Origin of the sequence: Afipia sp. Root123D2 (assembly GCF_001425835.1) — a bacterium.
Classification (GTDB): domain Bacteria; phylum Pseudomonadota; class Alphaproteobacteria; order Rhizobiales; family Xanthobacteraceae; genus Afipia.
Genome location: NZ_LMDP01000005.1, coordinates 76,223 through 98,543, shown reverse-complemented (window position 1 = coordinate 98,543; position 22,321 = coordinate 76,223). Strand labels below are relative to the sequence as shown.

Annotated in this window: 29 protein-coding genes and 1 other annotated feature; of the genes, 10 read left to right on the top strand and 19 right to left on the bottom strand. The window is 61.9% G+C overall.

Annotated elements, in window-relative coordinates; translation table 11 throughout:
- Window positions 1–3: 3 nt before the first annotated feature.
- Genes arsC through arsH form a run of 3 tightly spaced genes read left to right on the top strand, consistent with a single transcriptional unit; the run spans window position 4 to window position 2,216 of the window.
- Entirely contained in the window at window positions 4–429 is a 426-nt protein-coding gene (gene arsC, locus ASC80_RS22000; protein WP_056301903.1) for an arsenate reductase (glutaredoxin), read from the top strand.
- 9 nt (window positions 430–438) lie between these two features.
- A complete protein-coding gene (gene arsB, locus ASC80_RS21995; protein WP_056301902.1) occupies window positions 439–1,494 on the top strand; it encodes an ACR3 family arsenite efflux transporter in 1,056 nt (351 codons plus the stop codon).
- Window positions 1,494–2,216, top strand: a complete 723-nt coding sequence (arsH, locus tag ASC80_RS21990) for an arsenical resistance protein ArsH (protein WP_056301901.1) — start codon at window positions 1,494–1,496, stop codon at window positions 2,214–2,216. Before arsB ends, arsH begins: the two co-directional genes overlap by 1 nt.
- Window positions 2,217–2,247: 31 nt before the next feature.
- Here arsH and nhaA read toward each other — a convergent pair whose 3' ends face one another.
- The 10 genes from nhaA to modA all read right to left on the bottom strand — a co-directional run bounded on the left by nhaA (window position 2,248) and on the right by modA (window position 12,229).
- Window positions 2,248–3,468 (bottom strand): Na+/H+ antiporter NhaA, encoded by a 1,221-nt coding sequence (gene nhaA / locus ASC80_RS21985; RefSeq protein ID WP_056301897.1) that lies wholly within the window; start codon window positions 3,466–3,468, stop codon window positions 2,248–2,250.
- A 248-nt stretch (window positions 3,469–3,716) separates the two neighbouring features.
- A complete protein-coding gene (locus ASC80_RS21980) occupies window positions 3,717–4,565 on the bottom strand; it encodes a universal stress protein (protein WP_056301896.1) in 849 nt (282 codons plus the stop codon).
- 13 nt (window positions 4,566–4,578) lie between these two features.
- Window positions 4,579–6,063: a SulP family inorganic anion transporter gene (locus ASC80_RS21975; protein WP_056301894.1), complete on the bottom strand. Its 1,485-nt coding sequence runs from the start codon at window positions 6,061–6,063 to the stop codon at window positions 4,579–4,581.
- An 87-nt stretch (window positions 6,064–6,150) separates the two neighbouring features.
- Window positions 6,151–6,203 (bottom strand) — a sequence feature (sul1 is cis-regulatory element that is thought to sense ions involved in sulfur or methionine metabolism; They are found in Alphaproteobacteria).
- A gap of 26 nt (window positions 6,204–6,229) precedes the next feature.
- Window positions 6,230–7,498, bottom strand: a complete 1,269-nt coding sequence (locus ASC80_RS21970) for an MFS transporter (RefSeq protein ID WP_056301892.1) — start codon at window positions 7,496–7,498, stop codon at window positions 6,230–6,232.
- A 195-nt stretch (window positions 7,499–7,693) separates the two neighbouring features.
- Window positions 7,694–7,879 (bottom strand): hypothetical protein, encoded by a 186-nt coding sequence (locus ASC80_RS21965; protein WP_056301890.1) that lies wholly within the window; start codon window positions 7,877–7,879, stop codon window positions 7,694–7,696.
- 548 nt (window positions 7,880–8,427) lie between these two features.
- Window positions 8,428–9,231, bottom strand: a complete 804-nt coding sequence (locus tag ASC80_RS21960) for a sulfite exporter TauE/SafE family protein (protein ID WP_015822482.1) — start codon at window positions 9,229–9,231, stop codon at window positions 8,428–8,430.
- Window positions 9,232–9,233: 2 nt separating this feature from the next.
- Window positions 9,234–10,073 (bottom strand): hypothetical protein, encoded by an 840-nt coding sequence (locus tag ASC80_RS21955; protein ID WP_050983371.1) that lies wholly within the window; start codon window positions 10,071–10,073, stop codon window positions 9,234–9,236.
- Window positions 10,060–10,800: an ABC transporter ATP-binding protein gene (locus tag ASC80_RS21950; RefSeq protein WP_041358600.1), complete on the bottom strand. Its 741-nt coding sequence runs from the start codon at window positions 10,798–10,800 to the stop codon at window positions 10,060–10,062. Before ASC80_RS21950 ends, ASC80_RS21955 begins: the two co-directional genes overlap by 14 nt.
- On the bottom strand, window positions 10,793–11,461 hold the full coding sequence (gene modB, locus ASC80_RS21945; protein WP_015822485.1) for a molybdate ABC transporter permease subunit: 669 nt from the start codon (window positions 11,459–11,461) through the stop codon (window positions 10,793–10,795). The genes ASC80_RS21950 and modB overlap by 8 nt, the downstream gene beginning before the upstream one ends.
- A gap of 15 nt (window positions 11,462–11,476) precedes the next feature.
- Entirely contained in the window at window positions 11,477–12,229 is a 753-nt protein-coding gene (gene modA / locus ASC80_RS21940; protein WP_244487340.1) for a molybdate ABC transporter substrate-binding protein, read from the bottom strand.
- A gap of 309 nt (window positions 12,230–12,538) precedes the next feature.
- Between modA and ASC80_RS21935 the strand changes: the two genes are divergently transcribed.
- Window positions 12,539–13,492, top strand: coding sequence for a helix-turn-helix transcriptional regulator (locus ASC80_RS21935; protein ID WP_056301888.1), 954 nt, complete (start codon window positions 12,539–12,541; stop codon window positions 13,490–13,492).
- A gap of 154 nt (window positions 13,493–13,646) precedes the next feature.
- On the opposite strand, the gene ASC80_RS21930 is transcribed toward ASC80_RS21935, so the two are convergent.
- Window positions 13,647–13,826: a hypothetical protein gene (locus tag ASC80_RS21930; protein WP_056301886.1), complete on the bottom strand. Its 180-nt coding sequence runs from the start codon at window positions 13,824–13,826 to the stop codon at window positions 13,647–13,649.
- Between the two features lie 914 nt (window positions 13,827–14,740).
- Between ASC80_RS21930 and ASC80_RS23330 the strand changes: the two genes are divergently transcribed.
- The 3 genes from ASC80_RS23330 to ASC80_RS21915 all read left to right on the top strand — a co-directional run bounded on the left by ASC80_RS23330 (window position 14,741) and on the right by ASC80_RS21915 (window position 16,152).
- Entirely contained in the window at window positions 14,741–15,037 is a 297-nt protein-coding gene (locus ASC80_RS23330) for a transcriptional repressor TraM (protein ID WP_152647630.1), read from the top strand.
- Window positions 15,038–15,251: 214 nt separating this feature from the next.
- The gene (locus tag ASC80_RS21920) at window positions 15,252–15,875 is read left to right on the top strand and encodes an acyl-homoserine-lactone synthase (protein ID WP_044407372.1); all 624 of its coding nucleotides are present in this window, start codon (window positions 15,252–15,254) and stop codon (window positions 15,873–15,875) included.
- Window positions 15,876–15,906: 31 nt separating this feature from the next.
- On the top strand, window positions 15,907–16,152 hold the full coding sequence (locus ASC80_RS21915; RefSeq protein ID WP_044407388.1) for a hypothetical protein: 246 nt from the start codon (window positions 15,907–15,909) through the stop codon (window positions 16,150–16,152).
- An 11-nt stretch (window positions 16,153–16,163) separates the two neighbouring features.
- Here ASC80_RS21915 and ASC80_RS21910 read toward each other — a convergent pair whose 3' ends face one another.
- The 8 genes from ASC80_RS21910 to ASC80_RS21875 all read right to left on the bottom strand — a co-directional run bounded on the left by ASC80_RS21910 (window position 16,164) and on the right by ASC80_RS21875 (window position 20,872).
- The gene (locus ASC80_RS21910; protein ID WP_056301884.1) at window positions 16,164–16,868 is read right to left on the bottom strand and encodes a hypothetical protein; all 705 of its coding nucleotides are present in this window, start codon (window positions 16,866–16,868) and stop codon (window positions 16,164–16,166) included.
- 24 nt (window positions 16,869–16,892) lie between these two features.
- Window positions 16,893–17,459 (bottom strand): hypothetical protein, encoded by a 567-nt coding sequence (locus tag ASC80_RS21905; RefSeq protein WP_044407366.1) that lies wholly within the window; start codon window positions 17,457–17,459, stop codon window positions 16,893–16,895.
- 143 nt (window positions 17,460–17,602) lie between these two features.
- The gene (locus ASC80_RS21900; protein WP_044407363.1) at window positions 17,603–18,088 is read right to left on the bottom strand and encodes a hypothetical protein; all 486 of its coding nucleotides are present in this window, start codon (window positions 18,086–18,088) and stop codon (window positions 17,603–17,605) included.
- 176 nt (window positions 18,089–18,264) lie between these two features.
- Complete coding sequence (locus tag ASC80_RS21895; protein WP_044407360.1) at window positions 18,265–18,813, bottom strand: hypothetical protein; 549 nt, start codon at window positions 18,811–18,813, stop codon at window positions 18,265–18,267.
- Window positions 18,810–19,400 carry a thermonuclease family protein gene (locus tag ASC80_RS21890; protein WP_044407357.1) on the bottom strand — a complete coding sequence of 197 codons (591 nt, stop codon included), beginning with the start codon at window positions 19,398–19,400 and terminating at the stop codon, window positions 18,810–18,812. Before ASC80_RS21890 ends, ASC80_RS21895 begins: the two co-directional genes overlap by 4 nt.
- Window positions 19,387–19,725 (bottom strand): single-stranded DNA-binding protein, encoded by a 339-nt coding sequence (locus ASC80_RS21885; RefSeq protein WP_044407353.1) that lies wholly within the window; start codon window positions 19,723–19,725, stop codon window positions 19,387–19,389. The genes ASC80_RS21890 and ASC80_RS21885 overlap by 14 nt, the downstream gene beginning before the upstream one ends.
- Before the next feature lie 33 nt (window positions 19,726–19,758).
- A complete protein-coding gene (locus ASC80_RS21880; RefSeq protein ID WP_044407350.1) occupies window positions 19,759–20,370 on the bottom strand; it encodes a thermonuclease family protein in 612 nt (203 codons plus the stop codon).
- A 1-nt stretch (window position 20,371) separates the two neighbouring features.
- A complete protein-coding gene (locus ASC80_RS21875) occupies window positions 20,372–20,872 on the bottom strand; it encodes a hypothetical protein (protein ID WP_044407346.1) in 501 nt (166 codons plus the stop codon).
- Window positions 20,873–20,972: 100 nt separating this feature from the next.
- Between ASC80_RS21875 and ASC80_RS21870 the strand changes: the two genes are divergently transcribed.
- The 3 genes from ASC80_RS21870 to ASC80_RS21860 are packed head-to-tail and all read left to right on the top strand — an operon-like array spanning window position 20,973 to window position 22,316.
- Entirely contained in the window at window positions 20,973–21,707 is a 735-nt protein-coding gene (locus ASC80_RS21870; protein ID WP_044407343.1) for a lytic transglycosylase domain-containing protein, read from the top strand.
- A gap of 13 nt (window positions 21,708–21,720) precedes the next feature.
- The gene (locus ASC80_RS21865; RefSeq protein WP_044407340.1) at window positions 21,721–22,023 is read left to right on the top strand and encodes a TrbC/VirB2 family type IV secretion system protein; all 303 of its coding nucleotides are present in this window, start codon (window positions 21,721–21,723) and stop codon (window positions 22,021–22,023) included.
- Window positions 22,020–22,316: a VirB3 family type IV secretion system protein gene (locus ASC80_RS21860; protein WP_044407337.1), complete on the top strand. Its 297-nt coding sequence runs from the start codon at window positions 22,020–22,022 to the stop codon at window positions 22,314–22,316. The genes ASC80_RS21865 and ASC80_RS21860 overlap by 4 nt, the downstream gene beginning before the upstream one ends.
- Window positions 22,317–22,321 lie beyond the last annotated feature (5 nt).

Here is a 22,321-nt window from a genome sequence, read left to right as displayed (position 1 = left end):
GCCATGGACATCATCATCTACCACAATCCCGACTGCGGGACCTCGCGCAACACTTATGCAATGATCCGCAATACCGGCGTCGAACCTCACGTCATCGAGTATCTGAAGACACCGCCCTCGCGGACGATGCTCAAGCAGCTCATCGCGCGCATGGGCACTCCCGTTCGCGCGCTCCTGCGCGAGAAGGGCACGCCCTATGCCGAGCTTAGCCTTGGCGATCCAAGCCTGACCGATGACCAGCTTCTCGACGCCATGCAGGCGCATCCGATCCTGATGAATCGGCCAATCGTCGTGACACCCAAAGGGGTCCGGCTCTGCCGTCCTTCCGAGGACGTGCTCGATCTATTGCCGCCGCAGCGCGGCGAGTTCGTCAAGGAAGACGGTGAGCGCGTGGTGGACGAACACGGCCGCCGCGTGGCGACAGCGTAAGGCAGCCCCATGTCCACCTTTGAACGCTATCTCACCCTCTGGGTCGCACTCTGCATCGTGGCCGGTGTCGCGCTCGGCCATTTCATGCCGGGCGTGTTCCATGCGATCGGCGTCGCCGAGATTGCCAAGGTCAATCTGCCGGTAGCGGCGCTGATCTGGCTGATGATCGTGCCGATGCTGATCAAGATCGACTTTGCCGCGCTCGGTCAGGTGAAGGAGCATTGGCGCGGCATCGGCGTCACGTTGTTCGTCAACTGGGCCGTGAAGCCGTTCTCGATGGCGGCGCTCGGCTGGCTCTTCGTCGGGTATCTGTTCCGGCCGTATCTGCCGGCCGCTCAGATCGACAGCTATATCGCGGGCCTCATCATCCTCGCTGCCGCACCCTGCACGGCAATGGTGTTCGTCTGGTCGAACCTCACCAAGGGCGAGCCGCATTTCACGCTGAGCCAGGTCGCGCTCAACGACTCCATCATGGTGTTCGCTTTCGCGCCGATCGTCGGCTTGCTGCTTGGACTCTCGGCCATCACGGTGCCCTGGAACACGCTCGTCCTGTCGGTTGCCCTCTACATCATTGTGCCCGTGATCGCCGCACAGCTCCTGCGCCAGCGCCTCCTCGCAAGCGGCGGGGAGCCGAGATTGAAGGCCTGTCTCGACCGGCTGCAGCCCGTCTCGCTCATCGCCCTGCTGGCGACGCTGGTGCTGCTGTTCGGCTTTCAGGGTGAGCAGATCCTGGCGCAACCGCTCGTCATCGCGCTGCTCGCCGTGCCGATCCTGATCCAGGTCTATTTCAACGCGGGGCTCGCCTATGTGCTGAACCGGATTTCCGGCGAGCAACATTGCGTCGCAGGCCCCTCCGCCCTGATAGGCGCCTCCAATTTCTTCGAGCTGGCGGTCGCCGCCGCGATCAGCCTGTTCGGTTTCCAGTCCGGTGCGGCACTGGCCACCGTGGTCGGCGTGCTGATCGAAGTGCCGGTCATGCTAACCGTTGTTTGGATCGTGAACCGATCTAAGGGCTGGTACGACCGCGGCCAGACAGCGCCGCGCGTCGTCAAAGAGGCGCGCTGATGCAGGCGCCCGATTTGACGGATTTGCCGAACATCGATGCCGATGCGTTCGAACGTCCGACGACGGTTGCGCTGATCCCAGAGCCGCCGACGCACCCACCGCGCATCCTGCTGCTGTACGGCTCCCTGCGCGAGCGATCGTTCAGCCAGTTCCAGGCCCAGGAAGCCGCTCGTCTTCTTGAAGCCTTCGGGGCCGAGACCCGCATCTTCAACCCCAGCGGCTTGCCGCTTCCGGATGATGCACCCGTCGATCACCCCAAGGTTCAGGAATTGCGTGACCTATCGGCCTGGTCGGAGGGACAAGTCTGGTGCAGCCCGGAGCGCCACGGGGCCATGACGGGCATCATGAAGGTGCAGATCGACTGGATACCGCTGTCCCTCGGGGCGGTCAGGCCCACCCAGGGCAAGACGCTCGCGGTCATGCAGGTGAGCGGCGGATCGCAGTCCTTCAACGCCGTCAACCAGATGCGTGTCCTCGGCCGCTGGATGCGCATGATCACCATCCCGAACCAGTCCTCGGTCGCCAAGGCCTATGAGCAGTTCGATGAGGACGGCCGGATGAAGCCGTCGCCCTATTACGATCGCGTCGTCGACGTCGTGGAGGAGTTGGTGAAGTTCACTCTTCTGACGCGCGGCCCCTCTGCCTACCTCACCGGCCGCTATAGCGAGCGCAAGGAGGCTGCGGAGAAGCTCGCCGCGCGAGTTAAGCTGGCCGCCATCTGACCCGGCCTGCTTTCGCGAGCCGCGCCCACTACTAAGCCTGAGCCTGAGCCTGAGCCTGAGGCTTCCTTCGGTGGGCTATCCGCAGCACGATGTAACCTGAGATGCCGGCGATCAACGAACCGGCCAGAATACCAAACTTCACCCTGTCTTGGAGTGCAGCGTCATCGAAGGCAAGTAATCCAATAAATAGGCTCATGGTGAAACCGATACCGCATAGAAGGGCAACGCCAAACACTTGGCCCCAGCTTGCGGCGGCCGGAAGGTCAGCCAATCCCGTCCGCACCATGAAGAAAACCGCACCGAACACGCCGATCAGCTTTCCGAGCACGAGGCCTCCAGCCACGCCAAGAGAGAGTGGCTCAAAAAGAACTGCGGGAGTCACTCCGGCAAACGAAACACCGGCGTTGGCGAATCCGAAGATCGGAACGACCAGATAGGCCACGGGGGCGTGAAGCATGTGCTCAAGCCTGTGTAACGGTGAAATATCTGGCGAAGCTTCCGGTGTGCCGGGTGTCAACTTAATCGGGATGGTTAGCGCTAAAACGACGCCGGCGATCGTCGCATGGATTCCCGAACGAAACACCAGAACCCAGAGCACGGCGCCGAGCAGCAGATAGGGGATGAGGGAATTCACCCCACGTTTGTTGAGAACGAGCAGTATCGCCACTACGCCCGCTGCGCCGGCAAGATTCGGCAGTGAGAGCCCGCTGGTGTAGAACGATGCAATGATGATGACGGCGCCAAGATCGTCGATGATCGCGAGCGCCGCCAAAAACACCTTGAGCGAGGTCGGCACACGTGACCCAAGCAACGAGATCACCCCGAGAGCGAAGGCTATATCGGTGGCAGACGGAATTGCCCAACCGTGAATCGCCTTTGAATCCGCGTGATTGAAAGTGATGTAGATGAGCGCTGGGATCAGCATTCCTCCGGCGGCCGCCACACCGGGCAAGAGCCGGCGTGTCCAGCTCGACAGTTGACCGTCTATCATCTCGCGTTTGATCTCCAGCCCCACCATCAGGAAGAACACTGCCATCAGTGCATCATTGATCCAGTGCTGCAGGCTTAACGGCCCCAAATCAGCGTGCAGGGCAGAAAAGTAGACATGGGCGAGCGAGGAATTAGCGGTAATGATCGCGAGCAACGCGATGACCATCAGAAGAAGGCCACCTGAGGCTTCGTTGTTCAGAAAGCGGCGAAGTGTGGAATTGATGCGGCCCTTGAGCGGCGCGTTAGGATGATTTGAAAACATGCGTCTGCGTCCCTCGTAATAAGGTCGTTTGATCTCCGTTGTGGTGAAGCGGAGGCGCACGCAGCACACGCCAAGGCCGTGAGACTAAAGGGGTTGGCGCCGACTTTCCATCCAAACCGGACGCGTCGCATCACACATTTTGTTGGGCATCGTGTCCAAACACGCGTCTGTGCGTTAAGAGTGCGTGGCGCGGGTCCCGGAACGTAGATCGAAGTCGCCGTCTGCATCGGAAGCTAAGTGGGCCGTCCTTAGCGCATAAGGAGAACCGGCACGCGCACGGTGCGTATCATGGTTGTGGTCGTGCTGCCGACGATCAGGGTTCTGAACGGCGAGTGACCATAGGCGCCCATCAGCAGGATCGCACCGGGGGTTGCACCAACCACTGAAGATATCACGTCCTCCGGCTTGCCTTGCTTCAGCGTCGTCGCCACCTCGCGACCGTCGAGTTTGGCACGCGCGTCCTCAAGTAGCCGACGATGCCGCTCATCATCAGCGCCGGCGACGACGATATGGACAGGCAACTCGCGAAACAACGGTGAGTCGACACACCGCTCAAGCGCTCGGCCAGCTGCAGGACTGCCGTCATAGGCCAGCACGGCGGCGAGCGGCGGCTCGATACTGCGGGAAGCAATCAGGATAGGCTTGCTGCTCGCACGGACAACGCGCTCGACTTTGGAACCAACGTGATCCTGCGCAAACTCGTGACTGGCGCCACGCTTGCCGATCACGACGACGCGCGCCTCGGTCTCGCGCTCCAGGATCGTCTCGACGATACCGCCGTGGCGATGGAGCGTCTTCATTCCAATGGCCCCGGCCGTCTTCAACCGCTCTTCGCCAGCCGCAAGCAATACGCGACCGCGTTCGACCTGAAGGCGGGCATCGGCTGCCTCGAGTTGGGTCAATTCCTCGAGCAACTGTGACTTCACACCGAGCCCGATTGCTCCCGATAGGTCGTGCCGTTCGGCAACCGCATCCTTCCGCTGGACCACGTGGAGTAGTTCCACGGGTAATTCCAACTTCCTCGAGGCCCAAGCGGCGAGATCGCAGACCGACGTGGCGTAGCTGGAAGCATCGATACAGGCGAGAATGTTCTGCATGGTCTCTTCCTCCTCAATGCGCCGCCAGCAGCTTTTCGGCGTCCGGTTTGTCGTGGACGCCGAAACGCTCGACCATCGCCGCGCTCGCCTCGTTGAGGCCCACCACCTCGACCGCCGTTCCTTCACGCCGGAATCGGATTACCGTCTTGTCGAGGGTTCCCACACCGGTGATGTCCCAGAAATGGGCGTCGGTGAGATCGATCACCACGTCATCGAGCACCTCCTTGAAATCGAAGGCGTCGGCGAAGCGCTCGGCCGAGGCGAAGAATATTTCGCCGGAAACCCGGTAGGTGCGTGTGCGGCCATCCTCCGAAATGTCGGAGGACACGGTGAACATGCGCCGCACCTTGGAGGCGAAGAACAGACCGGAAAGAACCACGCCCACCACGACGCCTGCGGCGAGATTGTCGCTCCACACAACGATCACCACCGTCGCCGCCATGACCAGCGAAGACTGCCAGGGATGATGGCGGACATCCTTCACAGACCGCCAGGAAAAGGTGCCGATTGAGACCATGATCATCACCGCGACAAGGCTCGGCATCGGAATGCGGGCGACCAGCGGATTGAGCACGACGAGGAGGAACAACAGAAATACACCCGCGATCAATGTCGACAGCCGCGTCGAGCCACCTGACTTCACGTTGATCACCGATTGGCCGATCATCGCGCAGCCGCCCATCGCCCCGAAGAACCCGGTGACGAAATTGGCGATGCCCTGGCCGCGCATCTCGCGCGCCTTGTTCGACGACGTGTCGGTAAAGTCGTCGACGATCTGCGCCGTCAGCATCGATTCGAGCAGACCAACCGCCGCCATCGTCAGCGAATAGGGCAAGATGATCCTAAGGGTGTCCAGGTTGAACGGCACGTTCGGCAGAGCGAAAACCGGAAGAGAAGTCGGCAGCTTGCCCATATCACCGACGGTATTGACGTGTATGCCGCCATAGATTGTGACGATCGTCAGGACGACGATGGCGACTAGCGGAGACGGGATGGCCTTCGTGAGATACGGGAACAGATAGATGATCGCTAGGCCGGCGGCGATCAGGGCATAAGTGACCGGCGGCACGTGTACGAGCTGCGGCATCTGCGCCAAGAAGATCATAATGGCGAGTGCATTGACGAAGCCGGTAATGACCGAGCGCGAGACATACTGCATCAGCAGATCAAGACGCAGCAGCCCCGCAACCAGCTGCAGAACGCCCATCAGGACAGTTGCGGCAAACAGATACTCGACGCCATGTTCGCGAACGAGCGGGATAATGACGACGGCGACTGAGGCGGTTGCGGCCGAGATCATGCCCGGCCGGCCACCGGTGAAGGCGATGATAACGGCAATCGAAAAGGAGGCGTAAAGCCCGACGCGCGGATCGACGCCGGCAATGACGGAAAACCCGATCGCTTCTGGAATCAGCGCCAGAGCGACGACGATGCCTGCAAGGATATCGGCGCGCGGACTGGCGAACCAATCGCGTCGGATAGAGGCGAGACTTGGCATATGGAATTCAGCAACGTGCATGAAGCATCCGCCACGCGCCATGTTAGGCACGCTGGCGAGCGAGCGGCCTCAGCCGCGATGCTTGAAGGTTGTCCCGGGGATAGGCGCCGGGCGGAGCCACCCGGCGAGCCGGGTCCGACTAATATGCTTGTCGCTTAACGTAGATTCAGGGTTGCTGCAAGTGCGAAGGGCTCAATTTCCGCCGCATTTCGCGCGCTCGAACTTTGTTCGCAGCCACGGCGAGCGCGAGCGAGGCGAGAACGCACCATGCGGCCATCCACAGCATCTGCGTGGGTAGAGGAATCCCCATATCGATCAGAGCCCCGGTGATGCCGGGGCCGAGGGCCGACGCCAGCACCATCCCCGAGACAGTGATCGCGCGAATGCCTCCAAGATTGGCCAGCCCGTAGACCTCCGGCCACAGGGCCCCGAGCAATGTAGAGGTGAAACCGTTGCTGATACCGAGCAGCAACATGAAGGCATAGATGCCCCAGACCGGTATGATCAGCGCGACGGCCACGGATGCGACGGCGAGCGGCGCTAGGAAAAAGGGCAGCAATCTGAGCGCACCGAACCGGTCGATGAGAAAGCCGCAAACGAGGCCGAAAACGATCGTCGTTACCGACATGACGGAAAAGGCTCCGGCGAAGATCAGTGGATCGTAGCCGCGCAGCGCGATCAGATAGCCCTGATGAAAGAAGATCACGGTGCCGATAAAGGACGGGGCCAGTGTTCCCGCCAGCAGCATGTAGAGGACCGGGTCCCGCACGACTTCGCCACGGGTCCAGTCTCGCGCTGTGCGCGCGCTCTGCGAATTCGCCTCATGCGATTTGGGCACCCGCTCGATCCTCATCAAAGCAATGATGATTGGCAGGCCGACGACCATGAGCACCGCCGCCGAAGCAAACCAGGCCGTCCGCCAGTTCCCGCTCATCCGCTCGATCAGCACGACGGTCGCCGGCAGGACCGCCGAGCCAGCCTGTTGACCGGGCACGATCAGCGCCATCGCTCGGCCCCGGTTGGCGACAAACCATCGGCCGATCTCGGTAAACGCTGTTTCAGTCATCATACCCTGTCCGAAAAGGCGCAGGAGGTAGATGGCGAGTGTCAGCACGAGGATGTTGGGTGCGATCGCGATCAGCACACAGGCAGTCGCAAGCGCCGGCATGGTGAAACGAATTACCTTCCAGCCCGGCATCAGGTCGAGCGTACGACCCAGCCACGGCAACGTCGCTGCGCTGGCGAGCGTTGCCAGCATGTAAATGCCGCCGAACGCGCCGCCTGAGAGGTGAAAGGTCGCGCGCAAGTCATTGCCCGACAGGCCGATGAAAAAGGTCTGACCAAACGACGAAAAAAGCGTGAGCAGAAATCCGCCAGAAAGCCAGCGGATGTTCTCTTTAATAAAGGTCGGCCTGTTGTTATCGATTGTTTTCATGGTGCTGATCTATCGAAACGCCATCGATGAGCAAAGCATCCATGCGTGAATTAGCGTGCCATCTGACTTTTCTGTCTGCCTTCGCCGCAAAGGAAAGCGTCCACACTCTCTTCGTGTGGACCGACTGATAGCCCTTGTGTGGTTGCGATTATGTACAGCCCGGCTTTGCGCGGGGCTGTGCGAATCCGGGCGTGTTTAGTCCGAGCTCTCCATAATCTCCCACGGATCATAATCATGCATGATGGCTTCTTCTTCGCCGTCGTATTCGCTGGAAACCATGACGCCGAATTCGTCGTCGACCTGAAAGAGAACCACCGGCACCATCAACGTGCGGGCGAGATCGAGGGCGTGATCCTGAGCGAGGGTGAGATTCTGCGACATCGTGAGGCTCCCGTCTTGGGGCGGGGACCATCCCCGCTCGACAGGCGCCGACGTGTTCGGGCGCGGCCGCGGTCACCTCGCAGGCGAAGCCGAAGAGGTCGCACGCTTGCGTAGCGAACCCCTTGCGGGTTGATCGTGGAAGGCCGCGGCCGAACCAAGGAAAGCCCATTCGAGAGCGGGATGGTCCTTCCCCGGATGCATGGCGCGCCGAACGTCGCAGTCTCGACGGCGGATGCTTGCCGCCGTGGCCGCTACGCGAAATCAAGCTGCTCGGTGGTCTTCTTATTGAGTCGACGAAGGCTCGTGGTCGATGCGTGCGAAAGAGCTCCAGGCCGATTGACTGGCGCCGGGTCGCGTTTGGCGCTCTGCCGTTGGAGATCATTCCGATTGGCCGCCGGGATCCGAAGAAGCGGGTGAACTCGCCCTGAAACGTCATGGCCATGCTCAATCTCCGTTGTAGGGAGGTTAAGCAGTGCTCGGGATTGTGCGCAGTTCAACGGTAGATGTGTCCCGCTCAGGTTCGGTCGGCAGGGATGGGACGACGGTGGCTACTTATGGCGCCAGACTTTGACGGCGCTGAGGAGCAAGATGACTGCTAGAAGCGGTAACAGCACGGAACTGGGCACAACGCCGAGAAGCTGTGCGCCAATGAAAGTGCCAACGATCGAGCCTATGGCCATGATCAGCACGAACGCCTTGTTGTGGCCGAGCACAGAAAAACTACTGTCGCGGCTGTACCGCGTGAAGCCCATCAGCATCGTCGGCAGGCTGACGGCTAGCGAGAGGCTGCCAGCCAGCCTGATGTCGCACCCGAACAGCAGGACGAGCGTGGGGATCAGCAACTCGCCTCCGGCCACGCCAAGGAGCGCGGCCACAACACCGATGACGACGCCAGCCATCACACCGGCTACAATTTGAGCTGTTCCAGTCAACAGCGGATGGCCGCCATCATGTGCATAGTGGCCGACCACGAGCACCACGGCAATCATCACCAGCAGCACCGCGATGATCCGATAGAGTGTTTCCGACCGGAGCCGTGTCGCCCATCCCGCTCCGAACCACGCACCTGCTAGGCTGCCTGCGAGCAGGTTGACAATCACCATCCAGTGCGACGCGACGGCGCCCCACGGCACGTTTGTTGCCCGAAACGGTAACGCCGAAGCGACGACGACCAAGCTCATTGCCTTATTGAGGATGACAGCCTCTAGAGCCACAAAACGGAACATGCCGATCAGCAGCGGCAGTCGAAACTCAGCGCCACCAAGCCCGATGAGTCCGCCAAGCGCGCCGATGATCGCGCCACCGCCAAACGCGGAAGCAGGATTACGAGGTCTCGTATCAACCACTGTCATAACTACGCTCCGCCACTTACCATGGACGTCCCCGTCAAGTTCTCCGCCAACGCCCGGCAGACACCCTCAGCAATGCGTCTGGGTCGTTCTCCCAGGCCAAAGGCGCTCGACGGATCTCCGCGCGGGTCGACCTCGATCACCTTTGCGGCAACCCCGACAGACACGCCGCGGCGAGTCAGGCCTCGGATCACGCCGGAAAGCGGTGCTGTCAGAGCAGCCGTACCGATCGTTGCCACGACTTCTCTAGACTCGACGCGATTCCCAATCCGGGCTGTCGTCTCAAAGCGACCTGCCACGGGTGCGTAAACGAACCGCGCCCGTCCGGCGCCACCGAGCGATCGAGGCTCCCCGCCGAACGGCAATGTAGCGCCCAACCGAATGATCTCGCCCAGGTGCTCACCCCAAGCGGTTTCGATTGCCAAGTCGACAGTTTCACCCGCGACGAAGTTCGGCCCGAGTCCAAGGGTGAGCGGAGCTAAACCCCGTTGGCGTTCGGGAATGGCGCGCTTGCGCAATCGCGCGTCGACAAGAACAGACCAGCTCGCCGCCTCAAGTACTTCTTCAAAGGGCGCTACGCTGATAGGCACCGCGTCGCGCGCAACGAAGGCCTCTCGCAACATGGCGGGCGTATCGATGCGCCGTGCAGTGATGCCCTCGAGGGTAACGGTCCCATCAAACACCGCATCGGTGAATGCCATGCCGCGTCGCGATGTTGCCGGCTCGGGATCATCGTGCAACGCGACGGGATAGCCGGCACGAAAAAGAAGGACGCTAACCGCAGAACCAACGTCCCCGATGCCCCGCACGAGAACCGGAAAGGCGCGCGCCTCAGACCCGCTCATGTTCAACCTCCGAACGGAGGTCCAACGCTTCGCGCACGCGTTCGCTGGTAGGACGCGATAGAACATCACTCGGCCGACCCGTTTGAAGGGTCTCCCCTTGATCCAGCACGCATAAGACGTCAGCGAGAGCCGCCGCTTCATCTAGGTCGTGGGTGACCATGACGATCGGCATCGACACGGCCGCGCGCAGCTCCTGCAGCTCACTGTGCAGACGGCGCCGCGTGCGTCGGTCGACTGCCGAAAAAGGTTCATCCAGAAGCAAGACGTCCGGATCTCGAGCGAGCGCCCGCGCAACCGCCACGCGCTGCTGCTGCCCACCCGACAAGGCCGACGGTCGGCGTTCTTCGAGGCCATCAAGGTGAACGAGACGCAATAGCTCCCGTCCGCGTTCAATGCGTGCGTCCGGCGGGAGATGACCGAGAGCGGCGACCACATTGCCGAGGGCTGTCATGTGCGGAAAGAGCGCGTAGCTCTGAAAGACCAGTCCGACCGATCTGCGATGCGGCGGCAGATCGATTCCCTTCTCGGCGTCGAACCAGACGGCGCCGTTGCAGGCGATGCGCCCGTGTCCTGGCCGGTAGAGACCCGCAATCGCCCTGAGAATAGTTGATTTTCCGCTGCCGGACGGGCCCACGAGCGCCAGCAACTTGCCCGGCGCGCAGACCAGCTCGGCGGCCAACGGAATTGGTCCCGATTGCTCGACAATCACGCGCAAGCCTTCAGACATAGCGGCGACCAATGCGCCGCGAGAGCATGAAGGTGATTCCAAGCGCGATCAGCGACAGGACCAGAAGTAACGCCGACATTGCTCCCGCCGCAGCGTTGTCGAACGCTTGCACACGATCATAGATGGCGATTGCCATGGTCTTAGTCTGGCCGGGGATGCTCCCACCTACCATCAGCACGACGCCAAACTCCCCCAGCGTGTGCGCGAACGTGAGAACAAGGCCGGTGACAATCCCAGGCCACGCGAGGGGTATTTCGATTTGCGTGAGCACCCGCCATGGCGACATGCCCGAACAAGCGCCAGCGTCTCGCACTTCAGGCGGGATTGCCTCGAACGCTCGTTGTGTCGGCTGGATCGCGAAAGGGAGATTGATCAAGATGGAAGCGGCTAATAGGCCGTCAAAGCTGAACACCAGCGAGTGCCCGAACAGCGACTGGTAGATTTGACCGAAGCTTGAGGCCCCGCCGAAGCCGACGAGGAGATAATAGCCGATGACGGTCGGCGGCAGAACGAGAGGTAAAGCGATGGCGGCTTCGGCCCAGCTTCTACCTGGAAACGGCACGTAGGCGAGCAACCGACCGATCGCTATGCCGATCGGAAGCAAAACCAAGACGGTGAAGCCACCGAGGCGAAGGGACAATGCGAGCGCCGACCAGTCCATGGGCCGCCTCGCCGATCAGGAGCCTTCGCCCGGTAACACAAAGCCATATTTGCGGAAAATTGCTCGGGCTGCAGGCTTCTGGACATATGCGTAAAATGCGCGTGTGGTCTCGTCCGCGCCTTTGAGCAGCACCATGCGTTGCCGAAGAGGTTCATGCGATTCGGCGGGCAACAGCACAAAGGTGCCGAGATCGCCGACATGCTGCGAGAGGGCGAGCGAATACGCAAATATGCCGCCTTGCGTGGATCCGGAGGAGGCGAATTGGGCGGCCTGCGCCACGTTCTCGCCCATCACCAATTTGGGCTGCACGGCATCCCATAGACCGCGAGAACGCAACGCCTGCTCGGCCGCTACGCCATACGGCGCATGCTCGGGATTGGCGATGGCGAACTTCTGGACTCGGCCATCGGCCAAGGCGGCACGGAAGTCCTTCAGCTCCGGATCGACCTTGAACGGAGCGTTCTTGGGCGCGAACAGCACGATGCGCCCGATCGCGTAGAGGGTGCCGCCGTCGATTGTTTTCCCAGCGTCGGCAAGCTGGCGGACAAAGCCCTCATCCGCGGAGAGGAACATCTGGAACGGCGCGCCCTGCTGGATCTGGCGAAGGAAATTCCCCGAGGACCCGTAAGTCAGGGCGACCGTCTTTCCCGTGTCGCGGGTGAAGGCCGCGCCGACCTCGTCGAGCGCAAACTTGAGGTCGGCAGCAGCGGCGACATTCGGAGGCGGCGACTGTTGGGCCTTTAAATTCGACATCGATGCGCCAAGCAACGCGAAACCAAAGCTCGCAACTACAACGCTGCGGCGTGTCCAGGCACGTATACGGTCGACGCTATTAGGCACGAGGTGTTCTCCCTTTCGTAGCGGTAGCTCCGCCGAGTCCAAATCAGGGGGCGCTCCGTGCCGGCCTAAACGAAAATGGATGAGAGCGAGCGGTATGGCCCCCACCAGCCTGTCTCGTCCTTACAAAGCGTAGGATCGTTCGCCTGTAAAGCGAAAATGTACGAAAATGGGTGGCATCTCTCCATGGAATGCGTCTATTAATACGAAAATGAACGAAATTTGATTCGGAAGGCCTTCATGACGACGCGGGACGCGCTCACGGTCGAAGATGTGGCCGCTTTGCTCAATGTCAGTCGGAGCGGCATTTACGCCCTGATCAAGAACGGGGACATCGGCTCGTACAAGGTAGGGCGTAAGATCCGCTTCACCGACGCTCATGTCAGAGACTACATCAATCGTTCCGGACGAGAGCCGCGCCGGCCAGAACGCAACGGCTCCCCCGCTCTCGACGAGAACAAGTATTTCGACCTCTCAATGGGCCGACATGGCGGTGAGGGTTTCATCATCTGCGGACAGGATCTCATCCTCGACATCCTGTCGAACTTTATGCGCATGCACGGCGTGATGGCTCTGAGAGCCTATATCGGCAGCTACGACAGCTTGGTTTCGCTCTACCATGACAGGGTCAGCGTTGCGACGGCTCATCTATGGGATAGTTCGAGCGATGACTACAATGTCTCTCACGTTCGCACTCTGCTTCCGGGTATCCGTTGCACGATCGCCAACATCACCTATCGGACGCAAGGGCTCTATGTCGCCAAGGGCAATCCGAAGAACATCCGCTCGTGGAGGGACTTCGCCCGCAAAGATATTCGGATGATCAACCGCGAGAAGGGCGCTGGCTCGCGTGTCCTCCTTGATGAGAACTTGAAATTGCTTAATCTCTACGGCAGCCAGGTCGCTGGATACGACGACGAAAACCAATCACATTTGGCGGTGGCAAGCGCTGTAGGACGTGGCGAAGCGGACGTCGCGGTAGGAACTGAGAAGATAGCCCGGCAAGTCGAGAACATAGACTTCGTTCCAATGAAGAAAGAGCGGTATGACCTTGTCGTAAAGACGGAGCGCGTCGACACGCCGGAAATCAAGACGATGTTCGAGATATTGCGATCATCGAAGTTTCAGAATGAATTTAAGAGCATCGGTGGGTACGACATAAGCGATATCGGAAAAATCATTCACGAAACCTGATCTGGTTCGCGTTCTGCGGATGCCAGGTCTAGAACGATCATCCTCCGGTCTTGAGCACAAGCCGGTTCGTCGGGAGAATGGCGGAGCGGTTTCGTGTCGAAACACGCGCGCTCGACCGCCGCTGTTGCTTCGGCCGAGCGCTAAGCAAAACTCCTCAACTGTCCATAATCTCCCACGGATCATAATCGTGAACGATGGTGTCTTCTTCGCCGTCGTATTCGCTCGAAACCATCACGCCGAAGGCGTCGTCGACCTGGAAGAGCACAACAGGCACCATCAGGGTGCGGGCGAGGTTGAAGGCGTTCTCCTGGGCGAGGTTTAGGTTCTGCGACATCGTGGGCTCCCGTCTTTGGGCAGGGACCATCCCCGCTCGACAGGCGCCGACGTGTCCGGGCGCGGCCGCGGTCACCTCGCAGGCGAAGCCGCAGAGGTCGCACGCTTGCGTAGCGAACCCCTCGCGGGTTGATCGTGGAAGGCCGTGGCTGGGACCAAGGAAAGCCCATTTGAGAGCGGGGTGGGTCGTTCCCCGGACGCTTGGGGCCCGGTCGTCGCGGTGTCGACCAGACGATCGCCGCCGTCTGGCTCGCGCGGTGTCGCGCGCGCGTCGCTCCTCTGTGTCGACAAGCGGGTGCTGGCGGGTTCGCGTGGCGGCGGAAGCGGCGCACACCGCGAGGCCGCCGCCAGTTCGGCCTATTCCCCTGGTAAGTAGCGTCGGCACGCCAGGTCGAAGAATCCAATCGGCAGGCTCGAGCGCGCCGCGTCAGGGATGGCAGCCCGCCGGGGGAAGACCCGCGATGCGGGGCTTCAGCGCAGCCGCCAGCCCGACCCCGCAGGGGTGACGCCCAAACACTTCAGCCAAGGCATACGCCGAGGCATCCTGCAGCCTTGCCCGGCATGCCCCGCGGCGGCTTTCTCTAAATTCTTCCGTCCGCTCAAGTATTTGCTTCAGCCCGCTGGCGATTGCCCTGCGAATCCATCTGGAACAGCGCGTCGCGAGGGGTTATGAGTCGTGCGGGGCAGTACGCGCTGCCCTGGGGCGTGGAAACCCCGCTAGCGGTTTGGTGCCGGCCGTTACGGCGCCGCACTCCTTGACCTTATGGTCGGGGGGCCTGTGGCGTATGCAACAGGTTCACCCGAACTAAAGGCCATAGGGCCGTCTAGCACGGTTTCCAACTCCCCGATCACCAAGAGTCAGCGAGGGTTCGTTTGCGGGGGCGCACCGCAGACACTGCCCGCCGGGAGAGTTAAGTGGCGAGGGAGCGACGTGAAACTTCGCTCGAGGCGCGGGCGGTCGCGGCCCAGCGCGCCTATGTTGAGGCGCTGGCGGAATTGGAGCGCACGGTCCACATCGCGAATTGCCCGGCCTGCCGCCCCGACGGCACCATGGAGTGCGAGCACATTCTTCGCTGTTCCTCCGCGGAGGCCGAGAAGGAGCGCCGGCGCGTTTTCTTTCGCGACCTGTGCGACGAGCTCGGCTACGTCCCCGTCGGTCACGGGATCGCCCTGCCGGCCGTTCATTGCCCCTCGCAGCCCCGCGCCGGGTGACGTGATATTTGGCGTCCCGCCAATTACAGCGTCATCACCGCGTCGTCGCCTGCGGCTACAATGACACTGGTCGGCTCCGAATCTTTGGGCGCCGCCGCAACAGCGGCGCATCAACTGACTCCACAACTCGTCGCGGCAATGGTCATTTGTGACCATACCGGCGCGACGCCATGCGTGGCCAACTCGGCTCATTCAACAAGCCGAGGAGTCGCCTATGCTTATGGTCATCCCTGGCTCGGACATCAGCCGCCATGCTGTGCTGATGGATCGGGCCTTCCGTTTCCGCCACGCGGTGTTCGTCGAGGAGAAGGGCTGGGAGGACTTGCGCCAGCCAGACGGTCTTGAGCGCGATCGGTTCGACGACGCACATGCAACTCATCATATCTGCCTGCGCGGCGACGAGATCGTGGGCTACCAGCGCCTGCTGCCGACGACGCGTCCGCACCTGCTCACCGAAGTGCTGTCGGACCTGTGCCGTAAGCGCCCGCCGCGCGGGCCGCGCGTGGTCGAGTGGACCCGTTTTTGCGTCGCGCCCGGCCATCGCGAGATGCGTCCGCGCGGCGACAGTCCCTTTCTGGAGCTCGCGCAGGGCGTTGTCGAGTGGGGCATGGCGAGCAAGGTCGACACTGTCACGGTCGCGATCGACTGGCGATTGATGGTGATCGCGATGCAGCTTCGCTTCTTTGTCCGTCCCCTCGGATTTCCGAAACGCATCGGCCGCGACGAGGTGGTCGCTCTGCGTATGTCGTTCAACCGGGAGACGCTCGCCGCGCTCCAGCAGGCCCGCGGCTGCGAGGACCGCGTGCTTCCCGACACCAGGCTGCCTTCGGCTGCGTGAGTGAGTCATCTACAAGAGAGGAGGTCGCGTGGTGATCCGCAGTGCAGACACGAAGATCGTCGCCCAGGAACTTCATACGCGCTACGACCACATCCGTGCTGTTACAATCATCGGTCGCACGCTACAGAAGGCGCTCTTCGCCGGGCGGTCCGACGAGGTCGTTTTCTGGGCCCTCGTGCACGCGCACTATCGCGGTGGGAATTTATGTTCGACCACGGAGCAGCAGTTGCACGCCTTCGCCGACTTCATCATCCGCGATCCGTCAGAGGTGAACTGAGGTCACGATCGTTAAACGTCGGTCGGACTGACAACGATCGACGCGCTCGACGCGGTCGGGGGGTTGGCGGCGACGCCCGTTGTCGTCGGAAAATCGCCCGGCCCTGAGGGCCCGCACACGGCTTGCCCATCTTTGCAGTTCGGGTCCGCGAGCGCGCGCGCATTGTTCGACATCTTGCAGATGGTCGTCCCGTTGATGTCGGAGAAGCCGGAGCACGAGCCGGAATTCAACATTTTCTGGCAGTTGCCGGTGCCGAGCTGAATGCAGGCGGCAATAAAACTGGCGTCCACCTTCTGGCCGTCGAAGGTCGACATCGAGGCCAGCTGCCTGACAGCGGGTGAGTTGTAGCCGTCGTTAGTGAGCTTCGCCCAGGCGTCGACCTGGTCCTGCAGCGACATGCAGCCATAGCCCGCCCGGTCGGTCGCAGCGTATTTCTGGACGTTGGCGTTGTTGAGCTGAAAAACTCCGGTGCAGCAGCTGCCATTGTAATTGCCTTTGTTGCCGCTAGACTCGAAGCGTCCCAGGCCGCCAAGCGAGCAGGACGTTCCCTTAAGGTCATCCCGCAGCGGAGAGCTCCTCACCGCATCGGTGATCTGTTGGGCTGAGTAATTCGTGCGCTCGCAATATTGTGCAGCAACGGCCTGCCTGCTTCCCAGCCATTGAGTGATCACGCACAGGACCAGGAAAAGCACAAGGCTTCCAAACCGCATGCACATGAAATCCCTCCTAATTCCCGAATCTTACTTGAGCGAATAGACCCGTTCGCAGCTCGGCACGTCGCTTCCGCCGATCGACGTGCGGAAGCTGATGGTGCCGGCCGTCGCGTCGTAGCGCGTGTAGGAAATATCGTTGCGGTTCTTCGCGGGCAGATCGGGATCGGCATGGTCCGTGTAGCAGCCGGTGTCCGACTTGATGGATATCACCTTCCCGTTTTCGATCGTGACGATGCGCACAGGGCAGGTCGACGGCTCGATCGCGGCCCCCTTATCATTGGCGCCGCTATCGCACGCGCGCGATAGCGCCGTGCTCACGATGATGGTGCGGTTGCCGTCGCGATAGGTCGAGGCGAGCGCGGTGACAAGCGCGTTCTTGCCGTCGAGAGACCGCTTGAGCTCGGTCGTCACATAGGCGTTGGCCTCGCGGATCACGTCGGGCCACACCAGCGTCTGCAACGGGTCGGTCGCCGACGGGGTCTGGAAACTGTAATAGTTCATAGCCTGCCAGCCATCGGCAGCTTGATCCTGCGCGGCGGCGATGCCTGACATCGCAAGCAGCGCGAGAAACGGAAGGGTGAACCGGAATCGCATCGAATCCTCCTGATGCTGAGATCGCCAACCAGCATGGCACGGCTGCGAGCGCCGTCCAGGCCGCGCGCCAGCGCGCCCCGTAGGGGTCGCCTTGACGGCGCCCTCAGCGGGCGTGGCACCACGTTGGGCGGGCGGGCAGCGTTTCATTGGGAATTCAGCGCGATGTTTTGTGAGCAGCCGTCGACGGGCTGGTGATCGATGATGAGGCCGGTTTTCACGGTCTTGGTGGCGACATCGTAGGAAGCGTAGGAAGCAGCCTGTACGTCGCTGCTGCCGCCGGCGACGGCCGCAGCAAGTTCGAGAAAGCAGGCATAGCCGCCATCGAGAGTCCGGACCTGGATTCCCTCGTAGATGGCGATCCTCAACGGGCAAAGTTTGACGGTCGCACCGGCGGCCGCGCGCAGTTCTTTGAGCGTGCAGCCGGTGACCGTGTTAAGGATCGAGAGTACGACGGATTTCTTAGGACTCCAGATCACGAAGTGCGCCTCCGTGGCGGGGGCGTTACCGTCGTTGAATCTCTGGTCGCCACGCGCCTGATAGGCGCGATTGTTGATGTCGATGGCGTCTTTCCAAATGTCCCGATAGGTCGCAGTCCCCGGGGAGGAATTCTGGAGGTTTGCGTACGACATCGGCCGCCAAGATCCTGGGTCGAGCGTCAGCGATTGCGTGTGAGCACCGGTGGTAAGGCTGACTATCATCACCACCGCGCCAAGGGCGCGCGCGCCATTCCGTTTTAGCTGACGTCTCTTCGGACGCGGATAACATCTAATATATTGTCTTTGTCCGATCGGCACAACCGGGTTCCTTATTCGTAGCGGGGGCGGCCGGGGACCCACCACCAGACGTCCTGGGGGGAGCGCTCGCGATTGCGCCACGGCGCTGCGACGCGCGGCGGGTACACTGGCTGCATGTTCCAGATGGCGCCGTAATAGTAGAAATTTGCGGTCTCACGGCGCAGCCGTCTCCCGGAAGCATCCAGGAAATCCGTCGCGCAATGCACCACAGGGCCGCGATAGCGCGTCACCCGCGCGGTCTGCTCGTCGAGGGCCCCGGGCTTGCATCCGAACAGCCAGATCGACGACGCGTAGGAACGGTCCGATGGCGCGGCGGCGATCAGGCGACGATAGGCGGCGTTCGCCTCCGGCTGCGTGGGATAGGGGAAGCGTTCGGTCAGCAGCGGCGCGAAGGTCGAGCGGTCCGGCGCATATTCAAGGCGGCCCGGCTTGACCCGTTCGGGACTAAAGAGCGCTTCGGGCGCCGGCGGTCCCAGGTCGGCGACAGATGCCGCCGGCGCGGCGCAACCCGCCAGAACGATCAACAGCGGCGCAAACAGGATATGAGATGCACGGATCACGGCGTGGCCTCGCCCTGCGCGGCAGCCTGCCGCTTGGGATCATGATTGGCGCGCCAGTCCCACGGCATTTGGAAGGTGCTCGCCCACAGACCGCGATAGGCCTTGCGGGCGTCCTGCTCGGCGAGCGCATAAGCGCGAATGCGGGGATCATCCGGCGACGGCGGACGAGCAACGGCAACGCCCTCGCGCACCATGTCCGCCGCGATGTCGGGATGACCGGCCGAGGCGCATCGCGCCAGATGCTCACCGGCCTCGTCGCGCAGGGTTCTGCAGGCCAGCCAGACGTTGAGCGTCACCTTCACAAGCCAAGCCGTCGCCATCGTTCCACACGGCCAGGGCTGGCGACCAAGGCGCGCGGTTTGTTCGGGCGCGCAGGTCTCGATTCCATAAAGCCGATAGACCGCATGGGTCTCGATATCGCGAAAGCGTGTGCCGTCGACCACCTCGACGCGCAGCGGCGGCGACTGGACCGCAGCCTTCGGCGAATAGATGCCGGGTGGCGGCTCGGGCGTTTGTGCGAGGCTTGTCTGGGCGCCGAAGATAGCCAGACCTGACAACACACCCACAACGAGTTTAGGCCGCGGCATCGTCGCGTGATCCGAGATCGAGTTTGTGGAAGACGCTGGCGATGATGTCGGTCGTATAGATGGTTTCCCCATCCTTCTTGTAAGACCCATCCGCGACCCGGCATTCCGCATAGACCGCGTCGCCTTTGGCGACGTTGGCGATCGCCCATTCCGCCACCTTTTCGTTGAGGATGGTGACGGTCACCCAATCGGTTTCTTCGCGACGCTCGCCTTTACCATCGGTCCAGGCCCGATCGGTCGCGACGTTGATCTTGGCGGCCTTGTTGAAGGCTTTCGGAGCCTGGCCGACGCGACCGCGCAGGATGAACAGGTTTGTCGTTCTCATGATACTTCCTCCTCTTGGGTAGCTGCTTGGATGTCAGGGTGTTGTGGTTTGCGGGGATGACGTCGTCGAAAGAGACGAAGCTGGCGGCGCTTGCTCGCGCAGCGCACGCAGGATAATGGCGTTCGGGTCGGGCAGATCGGGAAACGCCCATAGGCCGGCCTTGGCGCGTTGCGCCACGAGCTGGGCGACGAAATAAGGCGCGTGCACCGGCTGACCATCCGGCTTCAGGGCCGCGAACGCAAAGCCCGTCGCGACCAGCGCCGTGCCGAGATCGATGCGGGATCCCGCGCCCGCACCAGTGGTGCGGCTTGAGACGCAAAACACGAAAATTGTCTTGGTCTTGGGTTGCTCGGCAGCGTCATAGCATTGCGGTCGCAGGTCGCGCGTGAGCGCCACCAGCATGGCAAGGGAGGCCTCGCCGCAATCGCGCTGGAGACCGTGCGCGTTGGTGAAGTTCGTTCCGCGCAGGCAGGATTGGACGCCATAGAGGCGATAGGTGACACCATTGTCGGACCAGCTGTCGCCCGTCAGATAGAGCGCATTCGCCGGGACCGGAAACCATCGTGATGCGGCCGGGTCTGCGATTGCCGCGTTGAATGCCAGCACCGGAACCACGACTGCGGCGAAAACCTCAGCTCTTGCCATGTCAGTAACCCCGCAAGGAAAAGTAGAACCGCTGGCTGCCATTCGCCGAACTGATGTCGACGTAATAAGGATCGCTCCGCGGGTCTCGCGCCGTCGTGGGATAGGTGGTGCTGCAACCGCCGTCGCCATCCGCACAAACTTGTTGCGGCTTCGACAGGTCCGCACAGAGATCGCCGTTCGGCGCTGCGGACAGACCGAGGACACCGTCCGGCGCTGATTGAACGGGCGTCAACCCGGCGGGACAGGCCTGATAAGGCTCGTAACCGACCCCACTGGCGTTCCCCTCGGGACACGACGGCCAGCCGCCGCCTTTTGCCAACTGCCGAAACAACGTCTGCATCACTGGCACGCAATAAGGGATGCCCGACCAGCCTGGCACGCTCGCGGCCGCGCAGAGCAGCACCTTGCATCCGAACGACGCATCCTGTGCGCGCGCCGTCCCGCCGATGCCGGACGCGCAACACAGGCCGACGGCCATCCACAGAACTGCACCGCGTTTCATCCATCCTCCGGGAGTGCGCGCAGGGGACGCTTGGCTTAATCCAGTTGCCAAAGTATCAACATTCAATATATTGTCTATTGGAAAGTGGAGGCGGGGTGGCATGTCTATTCGCATCGCAGCGCTCGGATTGGGCGTCCTGGCCATGTTCGCGACCGCAAGCGCGCAGGATTCATCTCCGCCGCCCAGGCTGGCGGCCATCGATGCGACGGGTCGGATTCTGCCGCTGAATACGCCTCCGGCCGCGATCGAGCGGATCGATATCGCTTTTGCCGCAACCGTTCCCTGCCTTGATGCCAAGGCGATGGCGCCGGAAGCGGCACGCGCTCTGGTCGTGCGTATCGCCACGGAGGAGAATTTCTATCCGGATTTTGTGCAGTCAGTCGCCAAGGCTGAGAGTGACTTCAATTCTGTCGCGCTGTCCGACAAGGGCGCATTCGGTTTGATGCAGTTGAAGCCGGAGACGGCGCGGCGTTTCAAGGTTGATCTCTGCGACCCCGCAGACAACGTCCGCGGCGGCGTTCGCTTTCTGCGCGCGCTTCATGACAAGTACCGCAATCCGCTCTTCATCCTCGCGGCCTACAACGCGGGCGAGGGGGCCGTAGAGGACAGCCATGGTGTCCCTCCGTTTCCCGAGACGGTGCGTTTCGTCGCCAAGGTGATCAACGACTTCTACGTCTGGCCCGCGCCGGGCGGCCGCGCTCACGCCGAGCCGCGCAACCGGATGAGCAGTCTCGACCTGATCGAGCCCGAAACCCCGCCCTCCGCTTCGCCTCCCGCACCAAAAGCAACGCCTCAAAAGGGCTGGAGCGACGGATTCGTTATGCATGTCGACTGAACCGGAGGATTGGATGAAAAAATCGATACCGCGCTGGACCCTTGCGGGAGCGCTCCTGACGGCGAGCATCGCGGACGCGGCCGCGCAGACCGGCGGCACGCTTCAACCTGTTCAATCCACGCTGACGCAATTGGTGTCGGCCCTCACCGGGCCGATCGCCACAGCGCTGGCAACGCTCGCCGTGATCGCTTGCGGATTTTTCGCCTGGTCCGGGCGGCTGACCTGGGGCATTGCGGGCAGCGTCATCTTCGGCATCGTGCTCGTGTTCGGCTCGGCGCAGATCGTGCAGTTTTTCCAGTCGGCGGTCGGACAATGACAGAGAACGAGCTTGAGGATCCCCTCATCACGCCGCTCGTCAAGGCATTGACGCGCGCGCCGACGCTGATGGGGGTGCCCTACATGTACTTCATGTTCAACGGCGTGGTTTCGAGCGTCTGCTTCCTCGTCACGCACAATCTCTTCATGCTGCTGGTGGCGATCCCGCTGCATCTGTTCGGCTTCGTCATGACGCTGCGCGACGATCGGATCTTCGAAATTCTTTTCGTCAAATCCACCAAATGCCCGCCTCGCTCGCGCGCCTTCTGGGCCGCGGACAGCTACTCAGCGTGAGGGTT